Raw genomic sequence first — 26,749 nt, forward strand, 5'->3', positions numbered from 1 at the left:
AAACAACTTCTATAATTGAATAATTTTAAAAACTATTCATAAAAGTGAATTAATCATTTCTCGAACTTTTTTCAATAGTTCTTTTAATTCGTTTGAAATGTTTCTAGCCTCTTCAAATTTTTTCCATGACTCTTCTATATTTCCATTTTCAACTAATTCTAATATAACAGACGCTTCATTATGAAGTTTTACATGTAATTCACCAATTTTTTCCCAAACCTCTTGAATTTCCACTGGTGGTTTTAAAATATTATAAAACATTCCAAAAGCACATTTTTCTGGATCAACTCCTATATCATATTCTTTTTCAGTAATTACTAATTCAAGCTTTTTAATCCAATTGTTATGATCTTCAATCGCTCTTTCAATCCTTTCAATTATATCTTCTTTAGAATAAAAATTAAGTTTTAAAAATTCCTCAAAACTCTTAAAAAATCTCTCGCTTAATCCAGAAACTTGTTCATCAATTTTTTTATTTTCATCTCCCAAATTTTCAAATGTTTTTTCTAATACATTCATAGTATTGAAAAACTCTGTTATTAAACTCGTAATATTTTGTGAAATTGAAGTCATTTCTTCAGTAGCTGCATTTTGCTCCTGGGCACTAGCTGCAACATTCATCGCTATTTCATCCACATCCTTTGTTTTCTCTAAAACCTTTTCTATTTCTTCAATAGACTGATCTATCTTTTGAGTAGCTTCATTCACACTTCCTGAAATATCCAAAATATTTCTTGAAGTATCATTTATACCTCTAACAATTTCTGAAAGATTATCCGAAATTCTTTCAGTTGCCTTTTTACTTTCTTCAGCAAGCTTCCTAATTTCATCAGCAACAACTGCAAACCCTTTTCCTGCCTCTCCTGCTCGGGCCGCTTCAATCGCTGCATTTAAAGCGAGTAAGTTTGTTTGTTCGGCAATATTGGCAATTGTCTCAACAACCATATTCACAGTTCCAGCATTTTTATTAAGCATTTCCATATCATGTGATACTTTTTCCATCTCACTTCTAATTGATCCTATTGCTTCTCCAACATACCTAATTGTATTTTGACCATTTTGAGCCATATCCGACATTTCCGATGTCAAACTACTTAATTCTTGACTAATTTCAGCTAACTTCTGACCAGTTGTAGCTATTTCTTCAATACCATAACTTGCATCTTTAACTGAAGAAATAACATTTTCAGAGTTAGTCTTAATTGAATCTAACATTCCTAAAGATTCTTGAAATTCCCTATCAAACTTCCCAATTATTCTCTCAAAACTTCCTAAAGAAATTATTCCATTACCAAATGTATCAGAAATTACTAGCAAAGATTTTCGTAACATATCAATAAATTCGTTAAAATATCTAGAAGTTTTACCAATTTCATCATTCGTAAAACTTGGAATTTTTTTAGTAAGATCACCATTGCTTTTTGCAAGCTGTTTCACACTCTCTAATAGATACTTAACTGGCTTCAAAATTTGTTTGTGGTAAAGAACCAATGTAATAATTATAACACCTATACCAAAAACAAGTGATAATAATTGTATATTTTTCATCATAATAACATTTTTCTCTGCATCTTTTTGCAATAAAGTGACAGCTTTGTTCATCTCACTCAACAAAGCAAGATTATTGCCAATTATATATTTTAAATCATCTTCTTTTCCAAGGGACAAAAACTTTTCAATGTGTTCCTTAAATGATGTCCAAATTTTTTTGACTTTCTCAAGCTGATTTTTAACATCACCTGATGCCGGCGGAAGTGTTACCTTCACAGTACCTTTCAAATCAAAAGGAGCCTCTCCGCCGTTTATCAAAGCACTTAAAGTAACATCAAATGCTTTTTTACATATTAGTAAATCTTCCTTAATATTTTTGTCCTCATAAATAGAATATATGAGAATATCTTTAGATATTCTTTGAGTTAACATTCTTTGTCTTCCTGCAAGATTAATTACAACAGAATCAGACTTTTGGTGATCCGTAATAAATAAAGTGGAAATATAAATACTTACAATTAAAATTGCAAAAATAATCAATGGAATTAACAACTTCACCAAAAGTTTATCTCTCACAATATCGACCCCTTTCATAAAATATAATAAATTTTCTATATATATTTTAATTGTATCATAATTGAGTCGGAATTAAAAAGTAATAACTCAATAATAAATCTATTTTCTGATATAATTCTTCTGAAAAGGAGCGTGAAATTTTGGAAAAACTAATTTCAAAAAAAATGAACCTAAAAAACTGGCAAGTTAAAAATGCACTATTACTTTTAAAAGAAAATACTATTCATTTTGTAGCAAGGTATAGAAAAGACCAAACCGGTGGATTAAACGAAGAACAATTAAGAAAAATACAAAACCTACTTCATTACTACGAAAAAGTAGAAAAAGAAAAAAAGAAAATCTTAAAAGCACTTGAAAAAGAAAATAAACTAACAATAGAGTTGAAAAAGAAAATAGAAAATTCGTACGATTTAGATGAACTTGAACAGATATATTTACCGTACAAAAAGAAAAAGAAATCTAAGGCTGATATTGCAATTGAAAATGGTCTTTTAGAGCTTTACAATAAACTAATAAATAATCCTGAAAGCTTTGAAAAAGAAATTCCAAAATATTTTAGCAAAACCTTTGATACAAAAGATAAAGTAATAGAAGGTTTGAAAAATATTATTGCTCAAAATTTTTCTCATGATGAGAGAATAAGGAAAAGATTAGAATTTCTTATGTCTGAATATGGATATTTAAAATGTACTAAAAAAGTTGATTACAAAACAAAATATGACGCCTATGAAAATTTTTTTCAAAAAATTAAAAACCTAAAAGGATACAGTGTACTATCTATAAACAGAGGAGAAAAGGAAAATATTTTAAAAGTCCAAATTGCACTTGATGATAAATTCAAAAATGAAATATTCAAGCTCACAAAGCTTGACCTTAAAAACGAAATTATATTAAAAGGGCTTGAGATGGGTTGGAAAAAATTATTTGATTCTATAAAAAAAAGAATTAGAAACCAACTTACCCAAAAGGCAGAAAATAGAGCCATTGCAATTTTCTCAAAAAACCTAAAACAACTATTACTCACACCACCATTAAAAGATAAAAGAATCCTTGCTATAGATCCTGGAAATAAAACTGGATGCAAAATTGCAGTTCTTGATGAAAATGGAAAATTCCTTGAAAAAGCAATTATTTTCCCAACACCACCACACAATGATATTGAAAATTCGGAAAAAATAGTTATAGAATTGATAAAGAAATTCAATTTAAACCTAATAGTTATAGGTAATGGCACGGCATCTAGAGAAACCCAGAAGTTTATAGTAAATACAATAAAAAAATTTAATCTGGATGTAAAGTATATCTTTGCAAATGAAGCTGGAGCTTCAGTATATTCTGTCTCAAAAATAGCTATAGAAGAATTCCCAGACCTAGACCCTACAATAAGAAGTGCAATAAGTATTGGTAGGCGCGTGCAAGACCCACTTTCAGAATTTGTAAAAATAGATCCAAAATCACTTGGTGTAGGACAATACCAGCACGATGTAAATCAAAAAAGGTTGAAAGAAGAACTAAACAACGTTACAAAAGATGTCGTTAATATGGTAGGTGTTAATCTAAACACGGCCTCTGCCAAACTTCTTGAATACGTATCAGGAATTACACCTTCAATCGCCAAAAAAATAGTAAAATACAGGGAAAAACATGGTAAATTTATAGAAAGAAAGCAATTACTAAACATAGAGGGGATCGGAGAAAAAACATTTGAACAATGTGCTGGTTTTTTAAGAATAATTGATGGAAAAAATCCACTTGAAAAGAGCAGAATTCACCCTGAACAATATGAAATAGCAAATAAAATAATTAGTCTTAATTTAGACAATATTGACATTGAAAAACTTTCTAAAGAATTAAATGTTGGAATATTAACTTTAAAGGACATAATAAATGAGATTAAAAATCCTGGATTAGACCCAAGAGAGTCTATGCCAAAACCAAAATTATTTGATGATATCTTGACCTTTGAAGATTTAAGAATTGGATTAAAGTTACAAGGAAAAGTTACAAATATAACAGACTTTGGAGCATTTATTGATATAGGGCTCAAAGAATCTGCATTCTTATACAAAAAACTTATAACTAGAGAGCTAAATATTAATGATATTGTAGATATTGAAATAATCGATTTAGATCAACAATTAAGGCATATAAAAGTTAAATTAATATGATATAATCAAATACAGAGGAGGTGACAGTATGGAATTAAAAGTTTTAACTTTTGTTTTAGGAGATGAAGAATTTGCTATTGATATTATGAAAGTAGATAGGGTAAAAGAATATGAAAAAACCACTAAACTGCCAAATTCCAAAGATTATGTTGAAGGAATCATCAACCTCATGGGTGAAGTTATCCCCATTATAAACCTTCGTAAAAAGTTCATGTTAGAAGATTTCCAAGATAAGGAAAAATCAAAAATAATAGTTATTAGATTTGAAGAAAATGGCAAAAAGATGGGCTTTCTAGTTGACGATGTAAAAGAAGTTATTACATTAAGCGGTGATCAAATAGATCAAACACCGGAATACAGCGGAGTATCTGCTGAATTCTTGCTTGGAATTGCAAAACTCGAAAATAGGATGATCTTAATTTTAGATGTTGAAAAAGTACTGAAAAAAGAAGAAAAACTTGCCATTGAAAATATGATCAAATAAAATACAATGATGGTGGATTGACTCTTATACTAACTTTCGCTGGAAATTTAACCAATATATCGTTTAAAGTCTGATTTACCTTTAACACTTCATTTGTTTTGATTATAAAATGATGTAGATATAAATTTCTTATTTTTGGAATAAAAAATTCAGTTGGTCCAAGGATTTGTATACTGTGATTTTTTAGCTCTTCAACTATTTTCTCTGCATTTTTAAATCCACTTTCCTTTTCATTAGAATAAACAACAACTTGAATAATATCAACAAATGGAGGGTAATTGAGAGCCCTCCTTTGGTTTAATTCATAGTCATAATAACCTTCTACATCTTGTTTAACGGCATATTTCAATACCAGACTTTCAGGATCATATGTCTGAATTAGCGCTTTACCTTTTTCCTTTCTCCCTGAACGGCCAACAACTTGTACAATAAGCCTAAACAAATTAAGAGCAGAATTATAATCTGGCAAGCTTTGAATCGCATCAATATCAATTACTCCAATTAAATTAACAGTAGGAACATCCAAACCTTTTGTTATCATCTTCGTTCCTACTAAAATATTAAGCTCTCCATTGTATAGGCCCTTCAAAATTTTTTGAAATAATCTATAATCTTGAATAACTTCAGTATCAACTCGCGAAATATTTCTTGCAGGAAAAAGATTTTGAATCTCCTTTTCTATTCTTTCAGTTCCGGCGCCCTTTTCTAAAAGCATTATTGAACCACATACTGGGCAAGTCGATATAACTTCTGTCTCATAACCACATATATGACATTTCAACTTTTCATTAGATTTATGATAAGTTAAGGCAACTTCACAACTTGGACACTTTACTACGTGACCACAATTTGTACACATAATAAGTGAGTAGCCCTTTCTCCTTACAAATAACATTACACTCTTTGAATTATCCAATTCATTTTTCATTTCATCTACAAGCTTTTTAGAAAGATGATATGTTAGTTTTTCCTCTTTCTTCATATTTATAATTTCAACATCAGGAAGATGTGCTCCATATCTCTTTGTTAACTTACAAATTTTCATCTTATTATCTTTTGCCTTTAAATAATGATCAAGCCTTGGTGTTGCACTTCCAAAAATAACTGGACCAGGGAACTTATCGGCAAGATAATTTATATCGTACACTACTTCACCATCTTGATAATAACTTTCATCATGCGCTTCATCGACGATTATTAATTCATAATTATGAGGTATAAAAAATGCACTTCTTGTACCAATCAAAACATCAATTTGACCCTTTATAGCCTTTAGCCAAACATCTACCTTTTGGCTTTTTGTTAAATAGCTATGATAAACTTCTACTTTCAAATCTGGGAATCTAGAATAAATTCTAGAAAGTGTTTGTTCTATTAGTGATACTTCTGGAACAAGATATAAAACTTTTGTATTTAGCCTTTCTATAACTGAAAGATATACTTCTGTTTTACCACTACCTGTAACACCATGTAACAATACTTTGGACTTACTCTTAACAACCTCTTCAACAGCTTTCTCTTGTTCCTCATTAAGAACAACTTTTTTAATCTTTTCTGGAATATTCTCATATATTTTAATTAATTCTTTCCTTTTAAGTTGCAAAATTACATCTTTATTAATATCTAAAAGCTCTTTTAATTCTTTATATGAAACGATTTTATTCAAGAAAAGGTAGTCAATTACTTTTTTCTGTTTCTCTGTCAATCTTTTAGTGCTAACCTCTTTTAAATCTGCCTTTAACTCCAAATAAATTTCTTTCCTTGGAGTGGGGACTTTCAATTTAAAATCCTTAAACACAGATATTGTTCCATCTTTTAAAAATTGCTGTAATTTTCTTTCACCAAATTTATTTATAAATTCATTCAATGTAAACTCTTCAAAACCATAAAGAGGGTTATTAAATCTTACCTTTTGAACAAAGTAGTTTTCTATACCTTTTGGAAAACATAAATCAAAAAGCTTTCCAACAGGCGTGTTATAATAATACGCTGCATCTTTTAACGCATCAACTAACCAGCTTCTTAAAAAGCTTTTTCCATCTAACCTTGATTGAAAAACTAATGTATCTTTATCTTTATTGAAACTGTTATTAACTTTCCCCAAAACATATCCTATTGTTTTTTTCCCTTTAAACTTTACTATAATTCTTTCTCCTTTTTCCAATGGTATGTTTGATTGACAGTAAAAAGTTTTCTTTAAAGAGGAATTTGACAAAGCTACTTGATATAACAGAAAAACCACCTCATTATTTTTTGATTCTATGTTTATTTTATCATACAAAAAAAGTGGCTTCCATTTTTTAAAGAAGCCACTTTTTTATCAGAAATTATATCACTTTTGATTGTCTTTAAACACCCTATAATCAACAGGCACATAATTTACTGAAGGTCTTCTCTTCCCTGATTGTTTATAAAGACTCATAAGCAAATAAATCTCATTTGGCATATCTGTAGAAACCTTTAATCCAAGTTCTCTAGCTTTTTCCACTGTAATTGGATAATCATGTGTCCAATAACCGCTTACAAGTTTATCAGCTAACTCTTCAGCATTTTCTTCATATTTTTCTTTTAAAAGATTAGTTGCATATTCTTTCATTTGCTTCATTGCTTTTTCTGCTACATCTGCTAAAATTAACGTTTGATCATCTATTTCGTTTATATCTTTCTTCTCAACAACAGACAAAATAGAAGCAGCCGGGTACTGCCCAAGCTGTGGATCAATTGGTCCAAGAACTGCATTTTCATCCATTACAATTTCATCAGCCGCCAAAGCTATTAAAGTCCCACCTGACATGGCATAATGTGGAACAAATACAGTTACTTTCCCTTTATGTTTTTTCAAAGCATTTGCAATTTGCTCAGCAGCTAATACTAGACCACCTGGAGTATGAATGATTAAATCTATTGGCATATCATTTGGAGTCATCTTAATAGCCCTTATCAATTCTTCGGAATCTTCTATATCTATATACCTTCGAATAGGAAGACCAAAGAAATTGATAGACTCTTCCCTATGTATCAATGTTATAACTCTACTTCCTCTTTTTTTCTCAATAGCTCTTATTAACCCATCTCTTGAAGAATGCAGAGACATACTTTTAAATAATGGTGCAAAACTTGAAATAATCAATACCATCCAAAAAATTTGAAAAATAATAGTAAATAAATCACCCATCTTTCCACCTCTCTCAATAATTATCCTATTCAATTATATCAAAAAAAAGCAAGGCATAACGCCTTGCTTTTTATTACTTTTTCGATAAATTATCTAATTGGTTTATCTTTTGTTGCTTCTTCAAGTGCAAGAAGTCTTTCCCATCTACTTGTTACATATTCTTGCAATTCATTAATTATTTCATCTGCATCCGGTCTCTTCAAGAGAGGTCTGAACCTTCCTTGCTTTTCAATAAATTCTCTAACTGGTTTTAATTCTTTTACTTTCTTTGTTACTCTATATACTCCTCTTTCTACTTCATATAATGGCCAATAACCAGTTTCTACTGCAAGTTTTGAAATCTCAACTGCTTTATCATCATTAACTCTCCAGAATCTTACACATGGAGACATCGCAGCTATAAATGAGGGTCCATCAAAGTTTAATGCTTTTTCAATTTTTTTGAAGAAATCCATTGGTTCAGAAGTAGATACTGTTGCAACGTATACATTTTCGTGAGCAGCCATAATTTCTACAATGTTCTTTTTAAGTTGAATTTTACCAGATAATTTTTTACCTACTGGTTGTGTTGTTGTTTGAGAGCCTGGAGGTGTAGCACCTGATCTCTGGTTTCCAGTATTCATATAACCCTCATTATCGTATACTATATAAATAAATTTGTGTCCTCTCTCAACTGCACCAGAAAGTGATTGAAGACCAATATCGTATGTTCCTCCATCTCCACCGAATGCAAAGAATGCATATTTTTTGTTTGGATCAACAAGTCTTCCTTTTTTCAAAAGGGCCCTATATGCAGTTTCTACACCACTAACTGTTGCTGCGGCATTTTCAAATGCATTGTGAATATATGGAATATTCCATGCTGTGTATGGATAAATTGTAGTTGAAACTTCCATACATCCCGTTGCAAATCCAACAATTGGTGTATAGCCAAGTGCCTCTGCTGTCATAAGGGCAAATTTTGCTACATTTGGAGCAGCACAACCTGGACAAAGTCTGTGACCGGATGTTATACCAGGGTGTTTATCTGCAAACATTGTTGCAAGTTGCATTATATTTAAAGCCATCAATTACACCTCCTTATTCCCTGAGTCCTAGGTATCTTTCTTCATCAGCTATTAAGTTACCACTAAATGCATCTTCAAATGCTTTTCTAATATGTTCAATCTTAATATCCCTTCCACCAAGTCCATAGACATAACTTCCAATTTGCGGTCTTACAGCTACTTCATAAAGTGCACTCTTTACAGCCTCATATAGAGGTGCTTCTGCACCAAATGATGCTGCTCTATCCAATACAATAACGCCTTTTCTACCATTTAGCAATTCCTGCAATTCATTCTTTGGGAATGGTCTAAAGATTTGTGGCTTTACTACTCCTACTTTGTGGCCTTCTTCTCTTAAAAGATCAACAGTATATTTAATCGTTCCTGCCGTTGAACCAAGTGCAATCATTATATACTCTGCATCATCAACTTTATATTTATCAAGAAGATCATATTTTCTTCCTGAAATCTTTGCAAATTCTTCTGCAACCTCTTTAAATACTTTTTCAACATGTTTCATTGCTTCAATTTGTTGTCTTTTATGTTCGAAATAATAGTCATATAGATCTAGTGGACCATGTGTTACTGGATGCTCTGTATCAAGAAGTGGATACATAACTTTTGGCTCGCCAACAAATTTTTTTGCAACCTCATCATCTAAAAAGTCTACTACCTCAACACCATGTGAAATAATAAAACCATCAAAATTTACCATAACAGGCAATCTAACATCTTCATGTTCAGCAATTCTTATTGCCATTAATGTAAGATCATATGCCTCTTGAGCATTTTCTGCCCAAAGTTGAATCCATCCAGAATCTCTTTCTGCCATAGCATCACTGTGGTCACAGTGAATGTTTATTGGTCCAGAAAGAGCCCTATTTGCAACAGCCATAACAATTGGAAGTCTTGAAGATGCTGCTATGTATACAATTTCATGCATCAAAGCAAGACCGTTTGCTGCTGTTGCTGTCATTGCACGAGCACCAGCTGCTGCTGCACCGACAACAGCACTCATTGCACTGTGTTCACTTTCAACTGGAATCATTTCAGTTTCTACAACACCATCTGCAACATATTGCGCAAAATATTCGACAACAGGCGTTTGAGGGGTAATTGGGTAAGCTGCAACAACATCAGGATTTATTTGACGCATAGCATTTGCAACTGCTTGCGCGCCAGTAACTGCTTGTCTATTTTTTACTTCTGGCATTTCAGGCACCTCCTTAGTCTTGGAATTCCGTTTCAGGTTTCATAACAATTGCTCTTTTTTCTTCAGGAAGGTTATCATTTGTTTTTGGACATACATTTGCACAAAGTCCGCAACCTTTACAGTAATAATAATTGTATCCTTTCATTTTTGGCTTTCCATCTACAACTTCAATTACAATTGCTTGATCAGGACAATAAAGCCAACACATCATACAGTGAATACAATTTTCTGGTTGGTGAACTGGTCTAATAACTCTCCATGTACCTGTTTGATATTCTTTTGCAGTAGCAGGTTTATCTATAACTCCACCAATTGGAATATCTTTCCATCCTTTGAGTTCAGCCATTGCATTTCACCTCCTCGAATCCACGGCGAAGAGCTCTAACATTTGCTTCTACAATTTCTTCAGAAAATTTCTTACCAAATGCTTTTCTTATTCTCTGCTCTACACTCTCAAGTGTTATTATTCCTGTAACCTTTGCAATAGCACCCAACATAACGGTATTTGGAATACCTCTTTTAATTTCTTCAAGTGCAATATCTGTTGCAGCAATTGTACAAACTTTCCCTTTTGCTCCAAGTTTTTGTCTAACTGCTTCAACATCTTTAACGGTATTTACAATAAATACAGTGTTTTCATCTGTTCCTTCGGTAAGCATTGGTTGCCCTAACATCGTATCATCAATTATAACTACAACATCTGGATTTTCAACTGAACTGTGGACCAAAATTGGTTCATCGGCAACACGATTAAAAGCCTTCATTGGCGCTCCTGTTCTTTCTGCACCATATTCTGGGAAAGATTGAACGTATTTTCCCATTTCAAGAGCTGCCTCTGCAAGCATCTGGGAGGCACTCTTTGCACCTTGCCCTGCTCTTGCATGCCATCTAATCTCAAAATATTTTGCGGGCACTGTTATCTCCCTCCTTACAAAAAAGATTTTTAAACACTAAAACAAGTATAGTTTGCATCTAAATATCAATAATGTGAAAGTATTCCCATGTCTATTTTACCACCTAAAAGTATATTCTACAAACGTAAAAAAGTTTCAAATGTGTTTTTGTTCTGTTAACAACTAAAGCATAATTAATTATACTTTTCTGTTTTCAAATACATTGTATAATCAATATCAGAGAAAATATCATCTGTCCATTCATAATATGAAAGTTTTTTTGTATCTACTTTCCCGCTATTAACCATGTCATATAACTCCAAAAAGCGTTTTATATGAGTTTTAGTCCTATTAACAGCATATTCTACACTTGTTCTAGTTGTCATTATAAATGCCCAATCACTTGATTGAGCAAGCAATAATTCCCTGGCCATTTGATTTAAGGTTCTTCTTATTTCAGGTTTAACTTCTTCCTTGTTAGGATACTTTTGTGCAAGTTCAGTCATTTTTTCTACCATTTCATGAAGGTGAGGATAAATCCAATCGTTAGTTCCATTTAACCACACTTCATTGTATCCATTTGCTCCCCATGTAGAGGTGGCAGGAGTTGCAATCTGTACTTTTTCTACTATATCTACAACATCAGAAGCCTTTAATGTTCTTACCAAAGAACTTTTTGAAGCCTGTCGCATAAATTCTTCAAGGAAGATTGGGCCTTCATACCACCAATGGCCAAAAAGTTCTGCATCAAAAGGAGCGACTATAACTGGTTCAATTCCATTAAACAAGCTAATCAATTTTTTAGATTGTTGCTCTTTCTTTCTTAAAAAATCCATGGCATGCTCTTTAGCTACCTGAATTGCTTCATCTATATCGTAAAAATCCTTTTGATTTTGAGGAGTTTGTTTACTGGTTATTTTATGATATTTAATTCCTGTATTCATTCTAACTCCACTTGGATCAATATAGGGTTTTATGTATTCAAATTCTCTATCAAAGCCTATATCTCTATAAAATTCTCTATATCGCCCATCACCAGGATAACCTATTTCAGCACTCCAAACTTGTTCACTACTTTCTGGATCTCTAGCAAATACAAAGACATTATTTGGAGTAATTATAGGTCTGTAAACACCATATTTAGGTCTTTCATCAGCATACCAAAAACCGTGAGAATCCACAAAGAAATATTCTATTCCATATTCACTAAGATACTTATCAAGTCCAGAAAAATAAGCAGATTCTGCAAGCCATATTCCTCTAGGTTTTCTCCCCATATGTTTCTCATACGTTTTAATTCCTTGTTCAATTTGAGCTCTAATTGCTTGAGGATACATTTCCATTAATGGCAGAAAACCATGTGTTGCATTACAAGTTATTATATCCAATCTATCTTTTTCCATGTATTCTTTGAATCCGTTCAATATGTTTCCATTGTATACATCTTTAAATATATACAATATTTCTTTTAAATCCTCATAATAATACTTTGCCATTTTATGTTTTTTTGGATTTTCACTTTTTGTTCTTTCTATTTCTTTTCCAGCAAGTTCTATTAACTTTGTCATCCTATTTATGTACTTTTCTTGTAAAGATTTATTTGCTAGCATTTCCATCAAAGGGGGAGTAATTGACATCGTTAGATTAAATTTTATTCCTTCATTTTCAAGTCGCTTAAACATTCTAAGTAGTGGAACATACGTCTCCGTTATAGCTTCAAACAACCAATTTTCTTCAAGAAAGAATTTATACTCTGGATGATGAACATATGGCAGATGTGCATGTAAAACAAATACTACATTCCCTTTTGGCATAATCACATCCCCCTTCCGCTTCTGAGCCTGCTAAAGAGCTGCCAAATAGATTCTTCCTTGGACAAAGGATTGTTGTTAAAAATAGATCCTGGAATGGTTTCAACTTCTTTTACTAAAACACCATCTGAAGGAGTAACTATTTTTCTCTTTTTCCTTATATCCAGCCATCTTTCACGGGTACTTTGACTTGGAGAATTTGGAGGAGTTTTACAAAGATTGGAACGCATAATTGGGTGAAATTCTCCATCGGGGGATACATATCCTAACTCTGCAAGATAATCTGCATTCGGCATAGGAACATTAACATAGTAATTTTTCATTGTTCTTAAATCAAGCGAAATTTCAAAGGTTCGATGTGCATTATTACCATTGAAATCTATGAAAGTTACATCATATATTCTTAATACGGTTCTAAAACCATTTGGAAGATTCATTAAAGATTCTCTAGTTTTCTCAGAAAAGTCCCAATAAACATGTAACCAATTTGGATTTACTGGCAAAACAACAAGTTTGTTTTTATTGTAACTTTCTGGAAGTTTAATATCCCCTTCTTGCTTAATTTCTTGATCTTCTTTAACATTATTTGCAGAATTTGCTGAGCTAGGTCTCTGAATTTCCTGAAGCTCTTGCATTTGATTAATATAGCCTTCTATTAGTTTAATTACTTCTCTTTTTTTCATCATCCTTTTTACCTTTAAACCCAAAATTCTTGCCTGAGATTTTAACTCCTGAATGGTCGGATTTGAATCTAACCATTTTTTTAACTTTTCTATATTTCCATCAACCATCTTACTCCCCCCTTTTACTAAGAATTTTGTAAACTTTTAGTAAATATTTTTTCAATAAAAATTATAACATTATAAAAGAATGTTGTAAACTGTTGTATGGAGGAGTAAAAACGTTATATTTTAAAATATTTTATTATAATATCGTATAAACATGCTAAAAAAGCTTATTTTTAATATTATCAATTAATTTTCTTGCAGTTGGAGTAGCAGCAATTCCACCCTCACCAGTTTCACGTAAAGATTCAGGAAGACTTTTTCCTACTTTATACATTGCATCAATAACTTCATCCAATGGAATTACACTTTTTATTCCTGACATGGCAAGTTCTGCAGAAGAAATTGCCAAATTAACTATATTTCCATTTCTTTTTACACATGGAACTTCTACAAATCCACCTACTGGATCACAAACAAGTCCCATAAGTGATTTAAGTGCAAGTGCTGCTGCATTACCTGCAACATCAGCAGATTTTATAAAAAAATATGAAAGTCCTGCAGCCGCCATTGCAGCAGCAGCACCTATTTCTGCTTGACAGCCTCCAGCCGCACCGGAAAGTGTTGCTTTTTTTGCAATAACGTTTCCTACACCACCTGAAACTATAAATGAATTTAAAAGTTCTTCAAAGCTTGGATTAAACAATTTATACAAGGAATAATATACTCCTGGAATAATTCCCGAAGAACCCGCTGTAGGACACGCAGCTATTCTTCCCATTGAAGCGTTACTTTCTGCAATTGAAAGCGCTGTTGTAGTAGCAATATAATTAAACTCGCCCATTAATTTTGGAGAATAATTACTAAATTTAAATGCATTTTCCCCGGTAAGACCCGTTAAAGTTTTTTGTTTTTTACCATACTGTTTTTCTGATTCTTCCAAAATTACTTTTAAAATATCCCCTAGCATATTCTTAAGATTTACTGGATCTTCACCATTCTCAAGCATTTCAAGCGTTAATATAACTTCATGAAGCTCCATATTTTTTGACATTTCACTTATTTCTTTCCAGGTCATTAATAGTCCCTCCCAATAAAATAGCATTCATAAACGTATGGAATTTTTTTAATTTCTTCTAGATTATCAATAGGTTCATCAAGTTCTACGATTGTTAGCGCTCTCTCAAGCAAGGCATTTATCCTTCTTAAATATAGATTTGCCACATTAACATTTATCGCATCAAGAATTTTCTCAAGTGCCTTTGGAATATCTTTGTTAACAATAACAAGTGTGTCGTAGTCCCATGACAAATCACAGGGGACAGAATCTATATTTGTAATTTTTATATCTCCACCACCTATTGATGAGCCCTCTATTTCATGAGCAATACCTTCAACTTCGAACTTTATTCTCACAGTATTTGGATGTACTTCTCCCAAATCTTGAATTTCAAAAGAATACTCAAGACCTCTTTCTTTTGCAATTTTAAATGCATCCTTTATTCTTGGATCGTCCTGTTTGAATCCCATTATTCCAGCAAGAAGAGCCCTATCCGTTCCATGGCCTTTGTATGTTTTTGAAAACGAACCATGAAGTAAAAATGTAACTTTATCAGGAGTCTTCCCAACTAATTTATAAGCAAATCTTGAAATTTTTAATGCACCCAAAGTATGAGAACTTGATGGCCCTACCATCACTGGGCCAAGAATTTTTAAAAGGCTCATATCCATCACCTCACTTTTTATATCTTGATTTTATCATTTTATATGATAAAATTAAATATGTAATTGGGAGGTCGTCTAATGGCAGGACTGCGGACTCTGGATCCGCCAGTGGTGGTTCGAATCCACCCCTCCCAGCCAGAAATTGCCCCTATTAAGGGGCAATTTTTTCTAGTATTTCAATAAGTTTAATATCAAATTTTCCATTTTCACTGTCTTGCCTTAAAATTTTCAATACTTTTTCTTTTGGCCACGGTTCTTTATAAGGCCTTTTTGCAGTTAAAGCATCGTAGACATCAGCAATAGCAATTATTCTTCCAAAAAGACTTATTTCACCATTTTTTTTCCCAAAAGGATAACCAGATCCATCAAGCCTTTCATGGTGCTCTAAAGCTCCGGAAATAATGTCATAAGTTGTATGCTTTATTTTTTCTAAAATTTCTGCACCCATAATAGTATGTGATTGAATAATTTTGTATTCTTCATCTGTTAATTTCCCCTTTTTTAACAACAAGCTGTCTGGAATTCCAATTTTTCCTACATCATGTAAAATTGCAGAATATTCCAATTGTTCAAGAGTATGTTCAGAAAAACCAAGTTCTTCTCCTATTAACCTTGAGATATACGCTACATTTTTAGAATGCATATGTGTATATTTATCTCTTTTATCTATCATTGTAGAAAACGCAAGAATTATGTTTTTAAACAGTTTACTAAATCTTTCATGTTCCCATGTGCTTAACAATTTCTTTCCAATTAACTTTGCAAATAATTCAACTATCTTTGCATCTCTCTCATTAAATCCTCCTTCTTTATTCAAAACCTCAATTACTCCAACTTTTTCTTGATCTGAATATATTGGTGCACCTACAATATTTTTAGTTTTAAACTTTGAAACCTTATCAACTTTCTTAAAATGTGGAGCCTTAGAAAGGTCATTAAAAACCATAGCTTTTCCACTTTTATAAATCGTTCCAGCAATTGATTCCATAGGAACTGGTATACTTTCTATTTTGCCACTTGCCTTTCCAACAGTAACAAGAAATTGCAAGTGATCATCTTTTAAAAGTAACACAGAAGCAGCTTCTGCATCTAAAATATTGCATATACTTTCCTGAATATTTTTTAGCAAAGTAGAAAGTCGCAATGAACTATTAAGTTTTGCAGCCATAAATGAAACTTTCTCAACATCATTCAATATTTTTAGACTTTTTTTCTTTGCATGCCTCACAAGCATCTTTAAAATCGAATAGTTAATTTCTCTCTCTAAAAGATAAAAATCAACATCATCTATATTAACCTTTATTTTACTTTTTTTTCCAATTATTTCCTTATCAACTATGTATCCAGATACCCAGTAAGGTGCATACAATCTATCACCTCCATAGATCCACTCCGATAATTACATTTTCGTTCCACTTTTCTCCGTCCCATATAAATATCACTCCTGCCGAGAACGATTCTCCAGCTAAAGGATAAATAATTTTCAGATAAGATGTTGTATCTAAACTGAACAAACTTCCTTCAAATGGTGTTTTATCAAAGTAATATCCAGCTATAGACAAGCCACTAAAAGTTCCAATTTGAGGAATTGATATCTCAATTTGCCCTTCAAGAGTAGGGCTTGAAAAATTGGTTAATGTTCCATATAGATATAATTTACCCTTAGCAAAACTTGTATCAAAGTCAAAGCCAGAAAGATATCCTGATGAACCTTCACTATCCATAGCCGGTAATTTATTTGCACTCTTTAAATAAGAGTAATTATTATTAAAATAAAAAGGTACAAATCCATCCAGGTAATAATATACACCAGCAGTTAGATTGACAAATGAAAAATTACCATAAAAGCCTGCAAAACTTCCTAATGAATAGTCATTTAAGCCATTTTCCATAGACAATTCTATTCCAAAATCAAAGTTCTTAAAAATTTCCTTTTTCAAAAACAGTGAATATGCAGATTCAATCGGCGTTGCAGAAATATCTTCTAGGAAAGCTGAACTTGCCTGCGTATCAATAGTAATACCTAAACCAATGCTTGATTCTCCAATAAATGGTAAATCAAATTTTATACTAGCCTCTGCTAAGAAAATAGAATCAGACGTTAAAAGTTCAATTGGATAAATCTTTGAAAGTTCATACGGTAATCGAGCATACAATAAAAATTTATCACTATCATATTCAATATCAAAACTCTTTGAAAATGGGTTGTAATAATTTCTTGTTGTAAATCCAAGTCCAAGCGATTTTGGAAACATATTACCGTATCTAAAATCTACATTAAAAATTTTAAAAGCCAAAGAGTTTAACGTAAGTCCATTGATTATATTTGTACTTGGATTATCCGAAGGAAGTCCATAATACAAATTACCCGAAACATCAGTAGAATAGGCAGTAAATCCAAGTCCAACTCTTACTAAACCAAAATCAAACTCAGGAGCTATCGAATAAACCATATAATAATCATTACCTTTTCTAACAGGTCCAACAGAAACTGGAGGAACGCTCGGTTGTACAGACATTGTTTTCTCTTTTTCCTTAACTTCTTCTTTTTTAGTTGTTGGCTTTTCGGGCATCACTTTAACAAATTCCTCTTCTGGTACATCAACCTTTTTCGGTTTTTCAAAAGATTCTAAAGCGTATCCTTCTGTAACCGGTAAAACCTTCCCGTCTGAAAAATAAGCAAATACTCTTCCTTCGTACGTTAATATCTTTCCATTTTCAAAAACAGCAAATCTTGTTCCTCTAACACCTGCAGTGACACTCTTGGTTTTTATTCTAAACTTTGAAAACTTATTTAAAAGCTTTTGAACTATATTATAACTTTTTCCTTTTTTTAGGTTCATTACTATGTCAACTACACCTTTGTCGTATCTAACTCTTTCAAATAATACCTGAGAATTTCCTAGTATTTTTGATACACTACCATCTTCAAACTCTACTTCAACAAAGGAATTTTCCATTGTTAATATTTCGTCTCCTTCTTCAATTACAGTCTCAGATGTTATCGGATTCCAAAGGTCTCCCCTCTTAACTGCAACGTGCCCAGAAAAACTTTTGACCTTTGCAAACGATTTATTTTTCACCTCTTCGCTACTTTTAACAAAATATATAGTTATCGATGTTGACTCATCTGACGTTTTAAAAGTAATAGTATCACTTGCTTCAACTAAAGGAGCAATGTAATAAACATATGACTCTCCAACAATTCCATCAAATACTATATCAGCCGGTTCAAAACCACCAAGATTAAAATCAACATATACTGTTTTATCAGAAATCACCTTTAATCCCAACGAACTTCCTACTTCTACAACTGTTGCATCAGGTATAACTTTAAGGTTTGCAAAAATTGAAATTGAAAATAAAACTATAAGGAGAAAAAGTATTTTTTTCATAATAACACCTCCAAAAAAATTATGGTTGATATAATTGAAAGCGCCCAGGAAATTACCTGATAACTTTTTAAAAAGTAAAGTGAAAAAAATCCTGTCAATAAAGTATATACTGAATAGACTATGGGGCCAAAAATATAAAAGACAGGGCAAAGTCCTCTAACAATGTAGCCTACAATATCACGCTTATATTCTTTAACATTATTTTTGAGAATAAAAGTGTAAATTCCAAGAAAATAGGCGTTAAAAATAACAGAAATTAAAATTACTGCAAGTTTATCAGGAATATAAAAAAAGGTTTGAGTTGAAAAAATAGAAGCTATGAAAAGTACTAAAATATGCATCAATTGATCTATCAAATAGTACTTTGGACTCTTAAAAAATGTTTTGTCATTATTTTTATATTTGACAAAGTCAATAAAAAAATGAGCAAGTGTTACAAAAGAAATTATGTATATTGAATTAATATTAAAGTCTTTTCCTGCAAAAAAAGCAACCTGACTAAAGAAAATTAAAATAATGTGTATCAAAAGAACTTTTAAATTTTTTTGCTTGTGAGATGCTATAAATTTATTTTGAAGTACATAATCTCCAACAAGATGTCCAAGAAACAAATGTATGAACCTATCCATTCTTTTTCATCTCCTCAATGAGCTTTTCATCATATTTCCCTTGCAAAGCATCAATTGGAGTTTTGTTTTCAACAACTTCCAAAACTATTCCAATAATTTGGGCTAAAAGGGGAACGTCTTTAACTTTTAATGGACCACTTCCGTCTTTTTTTTCATGATGATACAAAACTGCTTTTAAAATTTGATCAGGAATATCTTCTATCTTACTCAATATTTCATATCCATATTCCACATGTTTATTTAAAATTTCTAAATCTTCTTTACTAAGCTCCTTTTTAGAAAATACATAATCAGGTATACCTATTTTCCCTAAATCATAAATCTTACTTGCAATCTTTAATATATCTTTTGGAATATTAAATTTTTCGCCGAGGCTTATAATCTTATTTTCTATCTCTTTTTGCAATTTTTCATCTACGTTTATTTTCTTAGTAAGTGCTTTAGATAAAGCCTCTAAAGTACTATATAAAAGTTCAGAAACTCTCATTTTTAATATAAAACCTTCTAGTATTGAAGTTATAGCATCAGAAATTGCAAGAAAATTTATAATAAACTCAGAATTTAAATTTCCTTTTAAAATAACAGTTCCAAGGCTACCGGCAGTTTTACTATATATTGGAAAGTAAAATGTATTATTACTAAATTCAATTTCAAAATTATTTTCATCATATAATACATCATCAAGATCCCATGCTTTTTTCATAGCATTTAGAACATCATCTAAATTGTTGGAATTTATTATTTTCGAAATTATATTTTCTGAAAATTTTGGATCAAAAATTTCAAAAAAATTTGCAAGAAAATAAAGCGTTTCAGAATCAGGAAGAAGATCATATATTTCTATAGTATGATTTTTTATGTCGAGTTTTAAAATAACTTTTTTGCCTGCTTTTCCAAAATTGTCTATAACTAAGTTTTTAAATTCAAACATTCTTCTCACCCTTTAATTCATATAATTTTAATGGCATACTCTTTCCTTTAACACGATATTCTCCAAGAAAGATAAATTCAAATTTTTCTTTTGCAAGTTTATAAATACTTTCAGAAACAATTATATTTGCTGGCAATTCTCGCGTTAAGTGTTCTATCCTTGAGCAAGTATTAACAGTATCTCCTATGCTTGTATAATCCATTCTAAAAGGTGCTCCAATGTTGCCTACAATTGCTGGCCCATAATGAATTCCTATACCGCTATCCAAATCTATATTATTCTCACTGTTAAATTTTCTTAATTCTTGGCGCATCTCAAGTGCACATTTTAAAGCCCTTTCAATATCATCCTCAAAACTAATTGGTGCACCAAAAACAGCCATTATAGCATCACCAACAAATTTATCAATTGTTCCATTATATTTATTTTTTATAATGTCACTCATTCTGGTTAAATAGCTATTTAACAACTCAACTAATTCTTTTGCATCAAGTTTTTCAGAAAGGCTTGTAAAGCCCTTTATATCTGAAAAAAGTACAACAATATTTCTTGTTTCTCCACCAAGGGTTAACTTTCCACTTTTTATCAAATAATCAGCTACATTATCTGGAACATATCTATATAGATATTCTTTGATTTTCTTTTTTTCTTTATTCTCTTGAATAAGATTCTTTGAAATGTTTGTAGTACTTAAAATAATACAGGAAACTACCGGAAAAAAGCTATCTAAATATATCTGATTTAAGAATAACATATATGAAACAAGGAAAATTAATGGTACAGAAAGAAGAGCCAAAATATTTATTTTTATATTTTTTGATCTTGAAAACAAAAGAACATAAATAATTGCTAATGTAGTAAATAATAACCTTAACCAAGTCGATGCTCTAATTAAAGTGTCACCTAATAGCATATTTTGAATAGCAGTTGCATGAATATAAACTCCAGGCGTATTATTTGAAAATGGAGTTATTCTAAGGTCATACAATCCTTTGGCAGTTGCAGTATAACCAATAATCACAATTTTATTTTTAAAAATATCTTTATTAAAATTCCCAGTTTCAATATCATAAAAAGAAATTTCTTTAAATATATTATTTCCATAATAGAAAATCTTAAAAAGGCCATTTGAATCAAAAGGAATTTTTAGATCTCTTATTTCAACTACTCTTTTATCAAAGTCAACTATTAAATTTGTTAAATCTGCATTTTTAAACATTGCAACCGCCAAAACATCCATGTGAGGTAAAAATCCTGAAGAAATCCCCATTTCATTAGCCCACAATTCCTTAAAAAACAATGGTAAACTTCTTACTACTCCATCTACATCTATTTCACCAATTTCATATGTTGCAGAAGGAACAAGTGATGAAAACTTCAATATAGGAGGGCGAACTTTATAAATTTCAATAGGTTGTATGAAATCTAGGCTTTTAAAGTTTTTCATTTTGTAGGTATAATTTAGATATGTAATATTATTTTCAAGTTTTTCTTTGATCTTTTCATTGTACTTTTGATATGTATCTTTTTCATTTATCAGATAGGTTCCTAGAATCACGTTCTTGTATTTTGAAATAATACTTGCAAAATAGTTATCATACATTGGATTTGTCTCATCTTCTTCTGTAAAAGACACATCAAATACAACAACTTTTGCCCCAGCATTAAATAAATTCTTAACAACCTTTCCAAAGTGATGTCTAGACCACGGCCATACATCCTTTTCTGCTTCAAGGGAAGTTAAAGAATACTCATCAATTCCAACAACTACAATGTCAGGAGATATATTAACTGAACCCCTTATTCGATAAAACAGATCCATAATTTTTAACTCAAAAAAATCTATAAATGGTACTTGAAACAACAAAAATAAACCATAAACAAAAAGAAGAATCGCTGATAAATAATATAATATTTTCATACTACAATTCTACCACAAATTGATCAAAAATATACCGGTACATCAATTTCAAAATGCATTCCTCCATTTTTGCGCCCTCTTAGTGCAATTAGCTCAGCTTTTTTGCCATATGCGATACACATCTGCTGAGGTGTTAATCTATATTTTAAAAGGATGTTGTTAAACAAAGGGAAAATATAAGGAGCAATAACTGTCACAAAAGTTCCTCTATTTCTCAGCAAAAAAGAAGCTGATGATATAAAAATTTCTAAAAGTTCTTGATTTGATTTTCTCGAAATCTCCCTTATTTTATTTTCAGAGCTAGAAGAAAAATGGTATGGTGGATTAAAAACTACCATATCAAAACTTTCCGCTGAAAAATTCTTTTTTACATCTTTAAGATCTAAGTTAAAAAAGTCTACATTAGAAACATTATTTAACTCTATAGCCCTTACTGAAGCATTAAAAAGTTCTTTTTGTACTTCAATTCCCGCAACTTTTAAGTTATAATACTTTGAAAGCCCAAAACTTACAAATCCAGTTCCACTACCTAATTCACAAACACTTTTAATGTCACTTGTTGGTAATGAATACCACAAAAGAAATACCGACGCATGCGTCGGCTTATGTCCATCAATATCAATAGTTTTAATATCCCTTCCAAGATTTTTATCAAATGGTGGTAATTTAATCATGATACAAAATCAACCAAAGTTTTTTGTAATACCTGTGCAGCTGATTTTAAAGCAGCTTGAAGAACAGATTGTTGCATAGAAAGATCTGTTAAAACCTTTGTAAGATCTGCATCTTGCTCCTTTGAAAGATATTCAGTCATAAACGTATCAATATCTGTTAACCTTGAACTTACAAGCTCTAAAGTACGCGAATTTGCACCTATTTGAGCAAATACTTCCATCGTAGAATTTTCTAATAAATTTACTTCCTTTAAAGTAATATTTGAAAGCTTTAAACTATCTCCTTCTCTTAATGCATTTATTGCATCATCTATAACTGTAAATGCGTCCTTTCCATTTTCTAGCTTGAAAACATCGTAAACGGTTACTCCATACTCAATTGTAAACCCCATAGCATTTACTTTTCTTTTTATATTTGCATCAGGAGGAGTTTGAATTTTTCCGTTTTCAACAGGCTTTAGATCACTTCTTGCACCACCAAATATATACTCACCGCCAAGTTGCGTATTTGCAATATCTTCAAGATGTTCTTTTAATTTTTCAAGTTCCGAAGCTATTGCTTCTCTTTCAGCAGCATCATTCGTCCCATTAGCTCCTCTAACAATAAGTTCTTTTATTCTATGATACACATTTGTAAGCTCTTGTATCGTAGAGTCATATATATTCACAAAATTTTGTGTATGTTCAACGTTTCTTTTAAATTGCTTTAATTCCCTCATACGGCTGGAAATATTAGAAGCTCTTGTAGCAACTACTGCGTCATCACTAGGATAGGAGACTTCCTTTCCTGAAGAAAGCTTATCATGAAGCTTTGAAATTCTATACAAACTATGTTGTATATTAAATAATGTTCTTTCATTGATCATTCCATTAGTTATTCTCATTTAAATCCCTCCCTATCTTCCTACAACTCCTAGTCTATCAATCACTCTACCTATCATCTCATCAACAGCAGTCATTACCCTTGCCGAAGCATTAAATGCATGTTGAAACTTTATCATATTTGCCATTTCTTCATCTAATGAAACACCTTTAACTCTTTCTCTCTCATTACTTATATCCTTCATTATTATATCCGTATTATCTTTCATCTTCATCGCTGTTTCACCTTCAACTCCCATCTCTGCAACAATTCCACCTAAATACTCTGCAAAACTCTCTCTTCCATCATTTAAGATCTTTTCAAAACGCATTTTTGAAAGAATTTCCATAATTGTTGTATTTGCTTGTCCAGTTGGACTAAATACTTTTGCATCCCAATTTGTGTTATCCTCTATTTTACCATAATCAACTGCAATAGTTTCAGGATTAACACTTACGGTTGAATTTACATTAAACTTTTCAACAAACCTAAAAGGCTCATTTGTAGTTATTTTATCAACAAACAGAGTATCAGCTTTTGCAAATCTTTCTCTTAAAGACTTTGGCTCGTCAAAAGGATTTAAAAATACATAATCCTCATCCCAATCGTTTGTTGGATCAGAGTCTGGATCAATAAATCCTAATTTTACAAATAATGCCTCTGGCCCTTTTATTGTTTTATCAATTTTAAAATCCATAGACCTTGTCCCTCTAATTACAAATTTATTGTGAGGTGTAACATCAAACAAAATACCTGTTCCAACCTCATTCAATTTATCTGCAAGTTCTTTTAATGTAGTTTGAGTCGGATCAATCTCAATACTTGTAGCACCTATTGTTATCTTAAATGGTGAAGTGTGATCTAGAATATTATCCAAAGTTTCTCTGCTCGTATCTAATGCCTTATATGTTTCGACATGAAGATTTGCTTGAGTAAACAGCCCATTTGAATCCTCTATATTAACTAAATTTCTATCAAAATTATTATTTTTTGTAGGAATTATCAAAAGCTTATTATTATATACAACTGCTTTTACATCGGATGAAAAGTTGGAATTAATATCGTTTGCAAGGTCATTAATCGTATATCCACTTGTTACATTTATATTAGCCTCAGTGCCGTTAATTTTTATCTTGTAAGTACCTTCTTGAATATTAAACTCTGATTGGTTTATCACGTAAATATCAACATCTTTGGTATTAAATCCCATAGTATTGAACATATTTCCGTTAAAATCTAGCGCGAGTGTGTCTTTCAAATCGGTTGTGTTACTTGTCATCCTAAGTAAATAAGTAGAATCATTATGAAGTGCTGTTTCAAAGTTAAACCACAAGCCACTTGATGAGACAGTATTCATAAAATCCTGGATGGTATCTCCAGCATTTACCGAAATTGTTTGGGCATTGCTTGAACCATCAAAAAATACAATTGCACCCTGATCGATAAATTGTTTTGTTGTTATATCGCTCAAATTATCCCTATTTGACATCCCCGAGATATACTTTATAGGTCCACCCTCAACCCTCTTTGATCCTGCTATTCTAAATAACACAGAATTTTCTATATTATCAGCTGTCATTTCATTAAAGAAATTCAACCCTGTTACACTTCCATCAGAGTTAAATCCATCTTTGTGAATCAAATTAAATTTATCAGTTAAGTAAAGAACAAATTCATCAAGCCTATTCATATATTTGACTATAATATCATCCCTCAAGTCCATAGCTGCCTTTAAACTTCCATCATGTATATCAACCTTTGAATTTCCTACAAAAATTTCTTTAAATCCTTTTCCATACGGTCTTTCAAGTGCTCTTAACTCATTAACATCACTACCGGTCAATACAATTTGATCTCCTATTCTCAAAGATATTTGTCCCGATGCATCTTCGGTATAAAAAATATCAGCAAATTTTGATAAATCATCTAAAATTCTATCTCTTTCGTCCAAAAGATCATTTGGAGTAGATTTCAACGCCATAGAAAGTCTAACCTTTGAATTTATATCAGCAAGTCTTTTTACCATTCCATTTATCTGCTCAACTCTTTGAGATATTTCATAATCTAGATCTTCTCTTAATTGTTCGAGTCTTGAATATAGATCTTTTACATTTTTAACTAATTCCTCTGCTCTACTCACAAGTTCCCGCTTTGCTGCACTATTTGTTGGATCAGTAATGATTTCTTCTATTCCAGACCACATTGAATCAAAAAGGTACCTAATACCTGAATCTCCAGGCTCAGCAAAAAGCTGCTCGACAAAATGCATATTTGCAGTAATTGAATCCCAATAATTGTATTTGTTATTCACTTGTCTGTATTGTATATCTAAAAATTCATCTCTTATTCTTTGAATATCTTTCACCTTTGAACCTGTACCAATTTGTAAAGGAATGGAAGGTTGAGTAAGCGTTGTAGCAGGTATAGGAGGCATTGTCCTAATAATTGGAACCTGCCTTGAAAATCCTGGCGTATTTGCATTTGCTATATTATGTGAAACAACGTTCATTGCAAGTTTACTAGTATAAACTCCTAATAATCCTGTATTTAAAGCCCCAAAAAGGCTAATATCTGGCATTTAATCACTCCTCTATATTAATATGCTCTATCAATTAATGATTTTTGATTCACTCCATATCCTTTTTTTGTATAAGTTGAAGTAGTGGAAGTATTAGAAAACAATGATTTTATAAATTCAAAATACTTATTTTCAAAATCTACTAAATTCTTAAAGTTTGACATAACAATAGTCAACTCATTAAGATTCTCAACTAAAGTAGCAAGCAAATACGCAACTTCACTGTCATTAGTTTTTTCAATATATTCTTTTATTGACGTATAACCCCTCTTATTTATTTCCTTATTTAGCTCTTCTTCAAGTCTTTCAAAGTTAAAAGAGTACTCTTCAACTTTTGAAATATGTCTTGAAAGATTTTGTACATCTTTCTCTATTAATGCTCTTTCTGCAAGCTTAAAAGATTCAATAATGCTTTTTAACAAATTAATTTGATTTTTCAATAAATCTTTCAT

22 protein-coding genes and 1 tRNA gene are annotated in these 26,749 nt (G+C 31.3%); 3 read left to right on the forward strand and 20 right to left on the reverse strand.

Annotation, left to right across the window (positions count from 1 at the left end; translation table 11 throughout):
• Positions 1-36: 36 nt before the first annotated feature.
• Positions 37-2,067: a methyl-accepting chemotaxis protein gene (locus EO083_RS03205; protein WP_164723689.1), complete on the reverse strand. Its 2,031-nt coding sequence runs from the start codon at positions 2,065-2,067 to the stop codon at positions 37-39.
• Between the two features lie 140 nt (positions 2,068-2,207).
• On the opposite strand from EO083_RS03205, the gene EO083_RS03210 reads away from it, so the two are divergent.
• A complete protein-coding gene (locus EO083_RS03210) occupies positions 2,208-4,235 on the forward strand; it encodes a helix-hairpin-helix domain-containing protein (RefSeq protein ID WP_126992758.1) in 2,028 nt (675 codons plus the stop codon).
• 28 nt (positions 4,236-4,263) lie between these two features.
• On the forward strand, positions 4,264-4,719 hold the full coding sequence (locus EO083_RS03215; RefSeq protein ID WP_126992759.1) for a chemotaxis protein CheW: 456 nt from the start codon (positions 4,264-4,266) through the stop codon (positions 4,717-4,719).
• Here the strand turns inward: EO083_RS03215 and priA are convergent.
• The 10 genes from priA to sdaAB all read right to left on the reverse strand — a co-directional run bounded on the left by priA (position 4,712) and on the right by sdaAB (position 15,307).
• Complete coding sequence (gene priA, locus EO083_RS03220) at positions 4,712-7,000, reverse strand: replication restart helicase PriA (protein ID WP_241229955.1); 2,289 nt, start codon at positions 6,998-7,000, stop codon at positions 4,712-4,714. The two genes, EO083_RS03215 and priA, sit on opposite strands and share 8 nt — an antisense overlap.
• Before the next feature lie 51 nt (positions 7,001-7,051).
• A complete protein-coding gene (locus EO083_RS03225; protein ID WP_126992760.1) occupies positions 7,052-7,894 on the reverse strand; it encodes an SDH family Clp fold serine proteinase in 843 nt (280 codons plus the stop codon).
• 89 nt (positions 7,895-7,983) lie between these two features.
• Entirely contained in the window at positions 7,984-8,961 is a 978-nt protein-coding gene (locus EO083_RS03230) for a thiamine pyrophosphate-dependent enzyme (protein WP_126992761.1), read from the reverse strand.
• A gap of 13 nt (positions 8,962-8,974) precedes the next feature.
• Positions 8,975-10,153: a pyruvate synthase subunit PorA gene (porA, locus tag EO083_RS03235; protein ID WP_126992762.1), complete on the reverse strand. Its 1,179-nt coding sequence runs from the start codon at positions 10,151-10,153 to the stop codon at positions 8,975-8,977.
• A 13-nt stretch (positions 10,154-10,166) separates the two neighbouring features.
• Entirely contained in the window at positions 10,167-10,499 is a 333-nt protein-coding gene (locus EO083_RS03240; RefSeq protein WP_004100655.1) for a 4Fe-4S binding protein, read from the reverse strand.
• On the reverse strand, positions 10,492-11,067 hold the full coding sequence (locus EO083_RS03245) for a 2-oxoacid:acceptor oxidoreductase subunit gamma family protein (RefSeq protein ID WP_126992763.1): 576 nt from the start codon (positions 11,065-11,067) through the stop codon (positions 10,492-10,494). Before EO083_RS03245 ends, EO083_RS03240 begins: the two co-directional genes overlap by 8 nt.
• Before the next feature lie 173 nt (positions 11,068-11,240).
• The gene (locus EO083_RS03250) at positions 11,241-12,860 is read right to left on the reverse strand and encodes a glycoside hydrolase family 57 protein (RefSeq protein ID WP_126992764.1); all 1,620 of its coding nucleotides are present in this window, start codon (positions 12,858-12,860) and stop codon (positions 11,241-11,243) included.
• A gap of 2 nt (positions 12,861-12,862) precedes the next feature.
• The gene (locus tag EO083_RS03255) at positions 12,863-13,648 is read right to left on the reverse strand and encodes a DUF4912 domain-containing protein (RefSeq protein ID WP_126992765.1); all 786 of its coding nucleotides are present in this window, start codon (positions 13,646-13,648) and stop codon (positions 12,863-12,865) included.
• Between the two features lie 154 nt (positions 13,649-13,802).
• Positions 13,803-14,660: an L-serine ammonia-lyase, iron-sulfur-dependent, subunit alpha gene (sdaAA, locus tag EO083_RS03260; RefSeq protein WP_126992766.1), complete on the reverse strand. Its 858-nt coding sequence runs from the start codon at positions 14,658-14,660 to the stop codon at positions 13,803-13,805.
• Complete coding sequence (sdaAB, locus tag EO083_RS03265; protein WP_126992767.1) at positions 14,660-15,307, reverse strand: L-serine ammonia-lyase, iron-sulfur-dependent subunit beta; 648 nt, start codon at positions 15,305-15,307, stop codon at positions 14,660-14,662. Before sdaAB ends, sdaAA begins: the two co-directional genes overlap by 1 nt.
• A gap of 64 nt (positions 15,308-15,371) precedes the next feature.
• Between sdaAB and EO083_RS03270 the strand changes: the two genes are divergently transcribed.
• Positions 15,372-15,445, forward strand: a tRNA-Gln gene (locus EO083_RS03270).
• A 13-nt stretch (positions 15,446-15,458) separates the two neighbouring features.
• Here the strand turns inward: EO083_RS03270 and EO083_RS03275 are convergent.
• Genes EO083_RS03275 through flgN form a run of 9 tightly spaced genes read right to left on the reverse strand, consistent with a single transcriptional unit; the run spans position 15,459 to position 26,749 of the window.
• Positions 15,459-16,676, reverse strand: coding sequence for an HD domain-containing phosphohydrolase (locus tag EO083_RS03275; protein WP_126992768.1), 1,218 nt, complete (start codon positions 16,674-16,676; stop codon positions 15,459-15,461).
• A gap of 4 nt (positions 16,677-16,680) precedes the next feature.
• Positions 16,681-18,702, reverse strand: coding sequence for a FecR family protein (locus tag EO083_RS03280; RefSeq protein WP_126992769.1), 2,022 nt, complete (start codon positions 18,700-18,702; stop codon positions 16,681-16,683).
• The gene (locus tag EO083_RS03285) at positions 18,699-19,331 is read right to left on the reverse strand and encodes a DUF3307 domain-containing protein (protein ID WP_126992770.1); all 633 of its coding nucleotides are present in this window, start codon (positions 19,329-19,331) and stop codon (positions 18,699-18,701) included. The genes EO083_RS03280 and EO083_RS03285 overlap by 4 nt, the downstream gene beginning before the upstream one ends.
• Positions 19,324-20,262, reverse strand: coding sequence for an HD-GYP domain-containing protein (locus tag EO083_RS03290; protein WP_126992771.1), 939 nt, complete (start codon positions 20,260-20,262; stop codon positions 19,324-19,326). Before EO083_RS03290 ends, EO083_RS03285 begins: the two co-directional genes overlap by 8 nt.
• Entirely contained in the window at positions 20,255-22,183 is a 1,929-nt protein-coding gene (locus tag EO083_RS03295; RefSeq protein ID WP_126992772.1) for a CHASE2 domain-containing protein, read from the reverse strand. The genes EO083_RS03290 and EO083_RS03295 overlap by 8 nt, the downstream gene beginning before the upstream one ends.
• Positions 22,184-22,206: 23 nt before the next feature.
• Positions 22,207-22,857: a tRNA1(Val) (adenine(37)-N6)-methyltransferase gene (locus tag EO083_RS03300; RefSeq protein WP_126992773.1), complete on the reverse strand. Its 651-nt coding sequence runs from the start codon at positions 22,855-22,857 to the stop codon at positions 22,207-22,209.
• Positions 22,854-23,741, reverse strand: a complete 888-nt coding sequence (flgL, locus tag EO083_RS03305) for a flagellar hook-associated protein FlgL (protein ID WP_126992774.1) — start codon at positions 23,739-23,741, stop codon at positions 22,854-22,856. The genes EO083_RS03300 and flgL overlap by 4 nt, the downstream gene beginning before the upstream one ends.
• 12 nt (positions 23,742-23,753) lie before the next feature.
• On the reverse strand, positions 23,754-26,297 hold the full coding sequence (gene flgK / locus EO083_RS03310) for a flagellar hook-associated protein FlgK (protein WP_126992775.1): 2,544 nt from the start codon (positions 26,295-26,297) through the stop codon (positions 23,754-23,756).
• 17 nt (positions 26,298-26,314) lie between these two features.
• On the reverse strand, positions 26,315-26,749 hold the full coding sequence (gene flgN, locus EO083_RS03315) for a flagellar export chaperone FlgN (RefSeq protein ID WP_126992776.1): 435 nt from the start codon (positions 26,747-26,749) through the stop codon (positions 26,315-26,317).

The sequence above is a fragment of the Thermosipho globiformans genome, assembly GCF_003990895.1.
Classification (GTDB): Bacteria; Thermotogota; Thermotogae; order Thermotogales; family Fervidobacteriaceae; genus Thermosipho; species Thermosipho japonicus.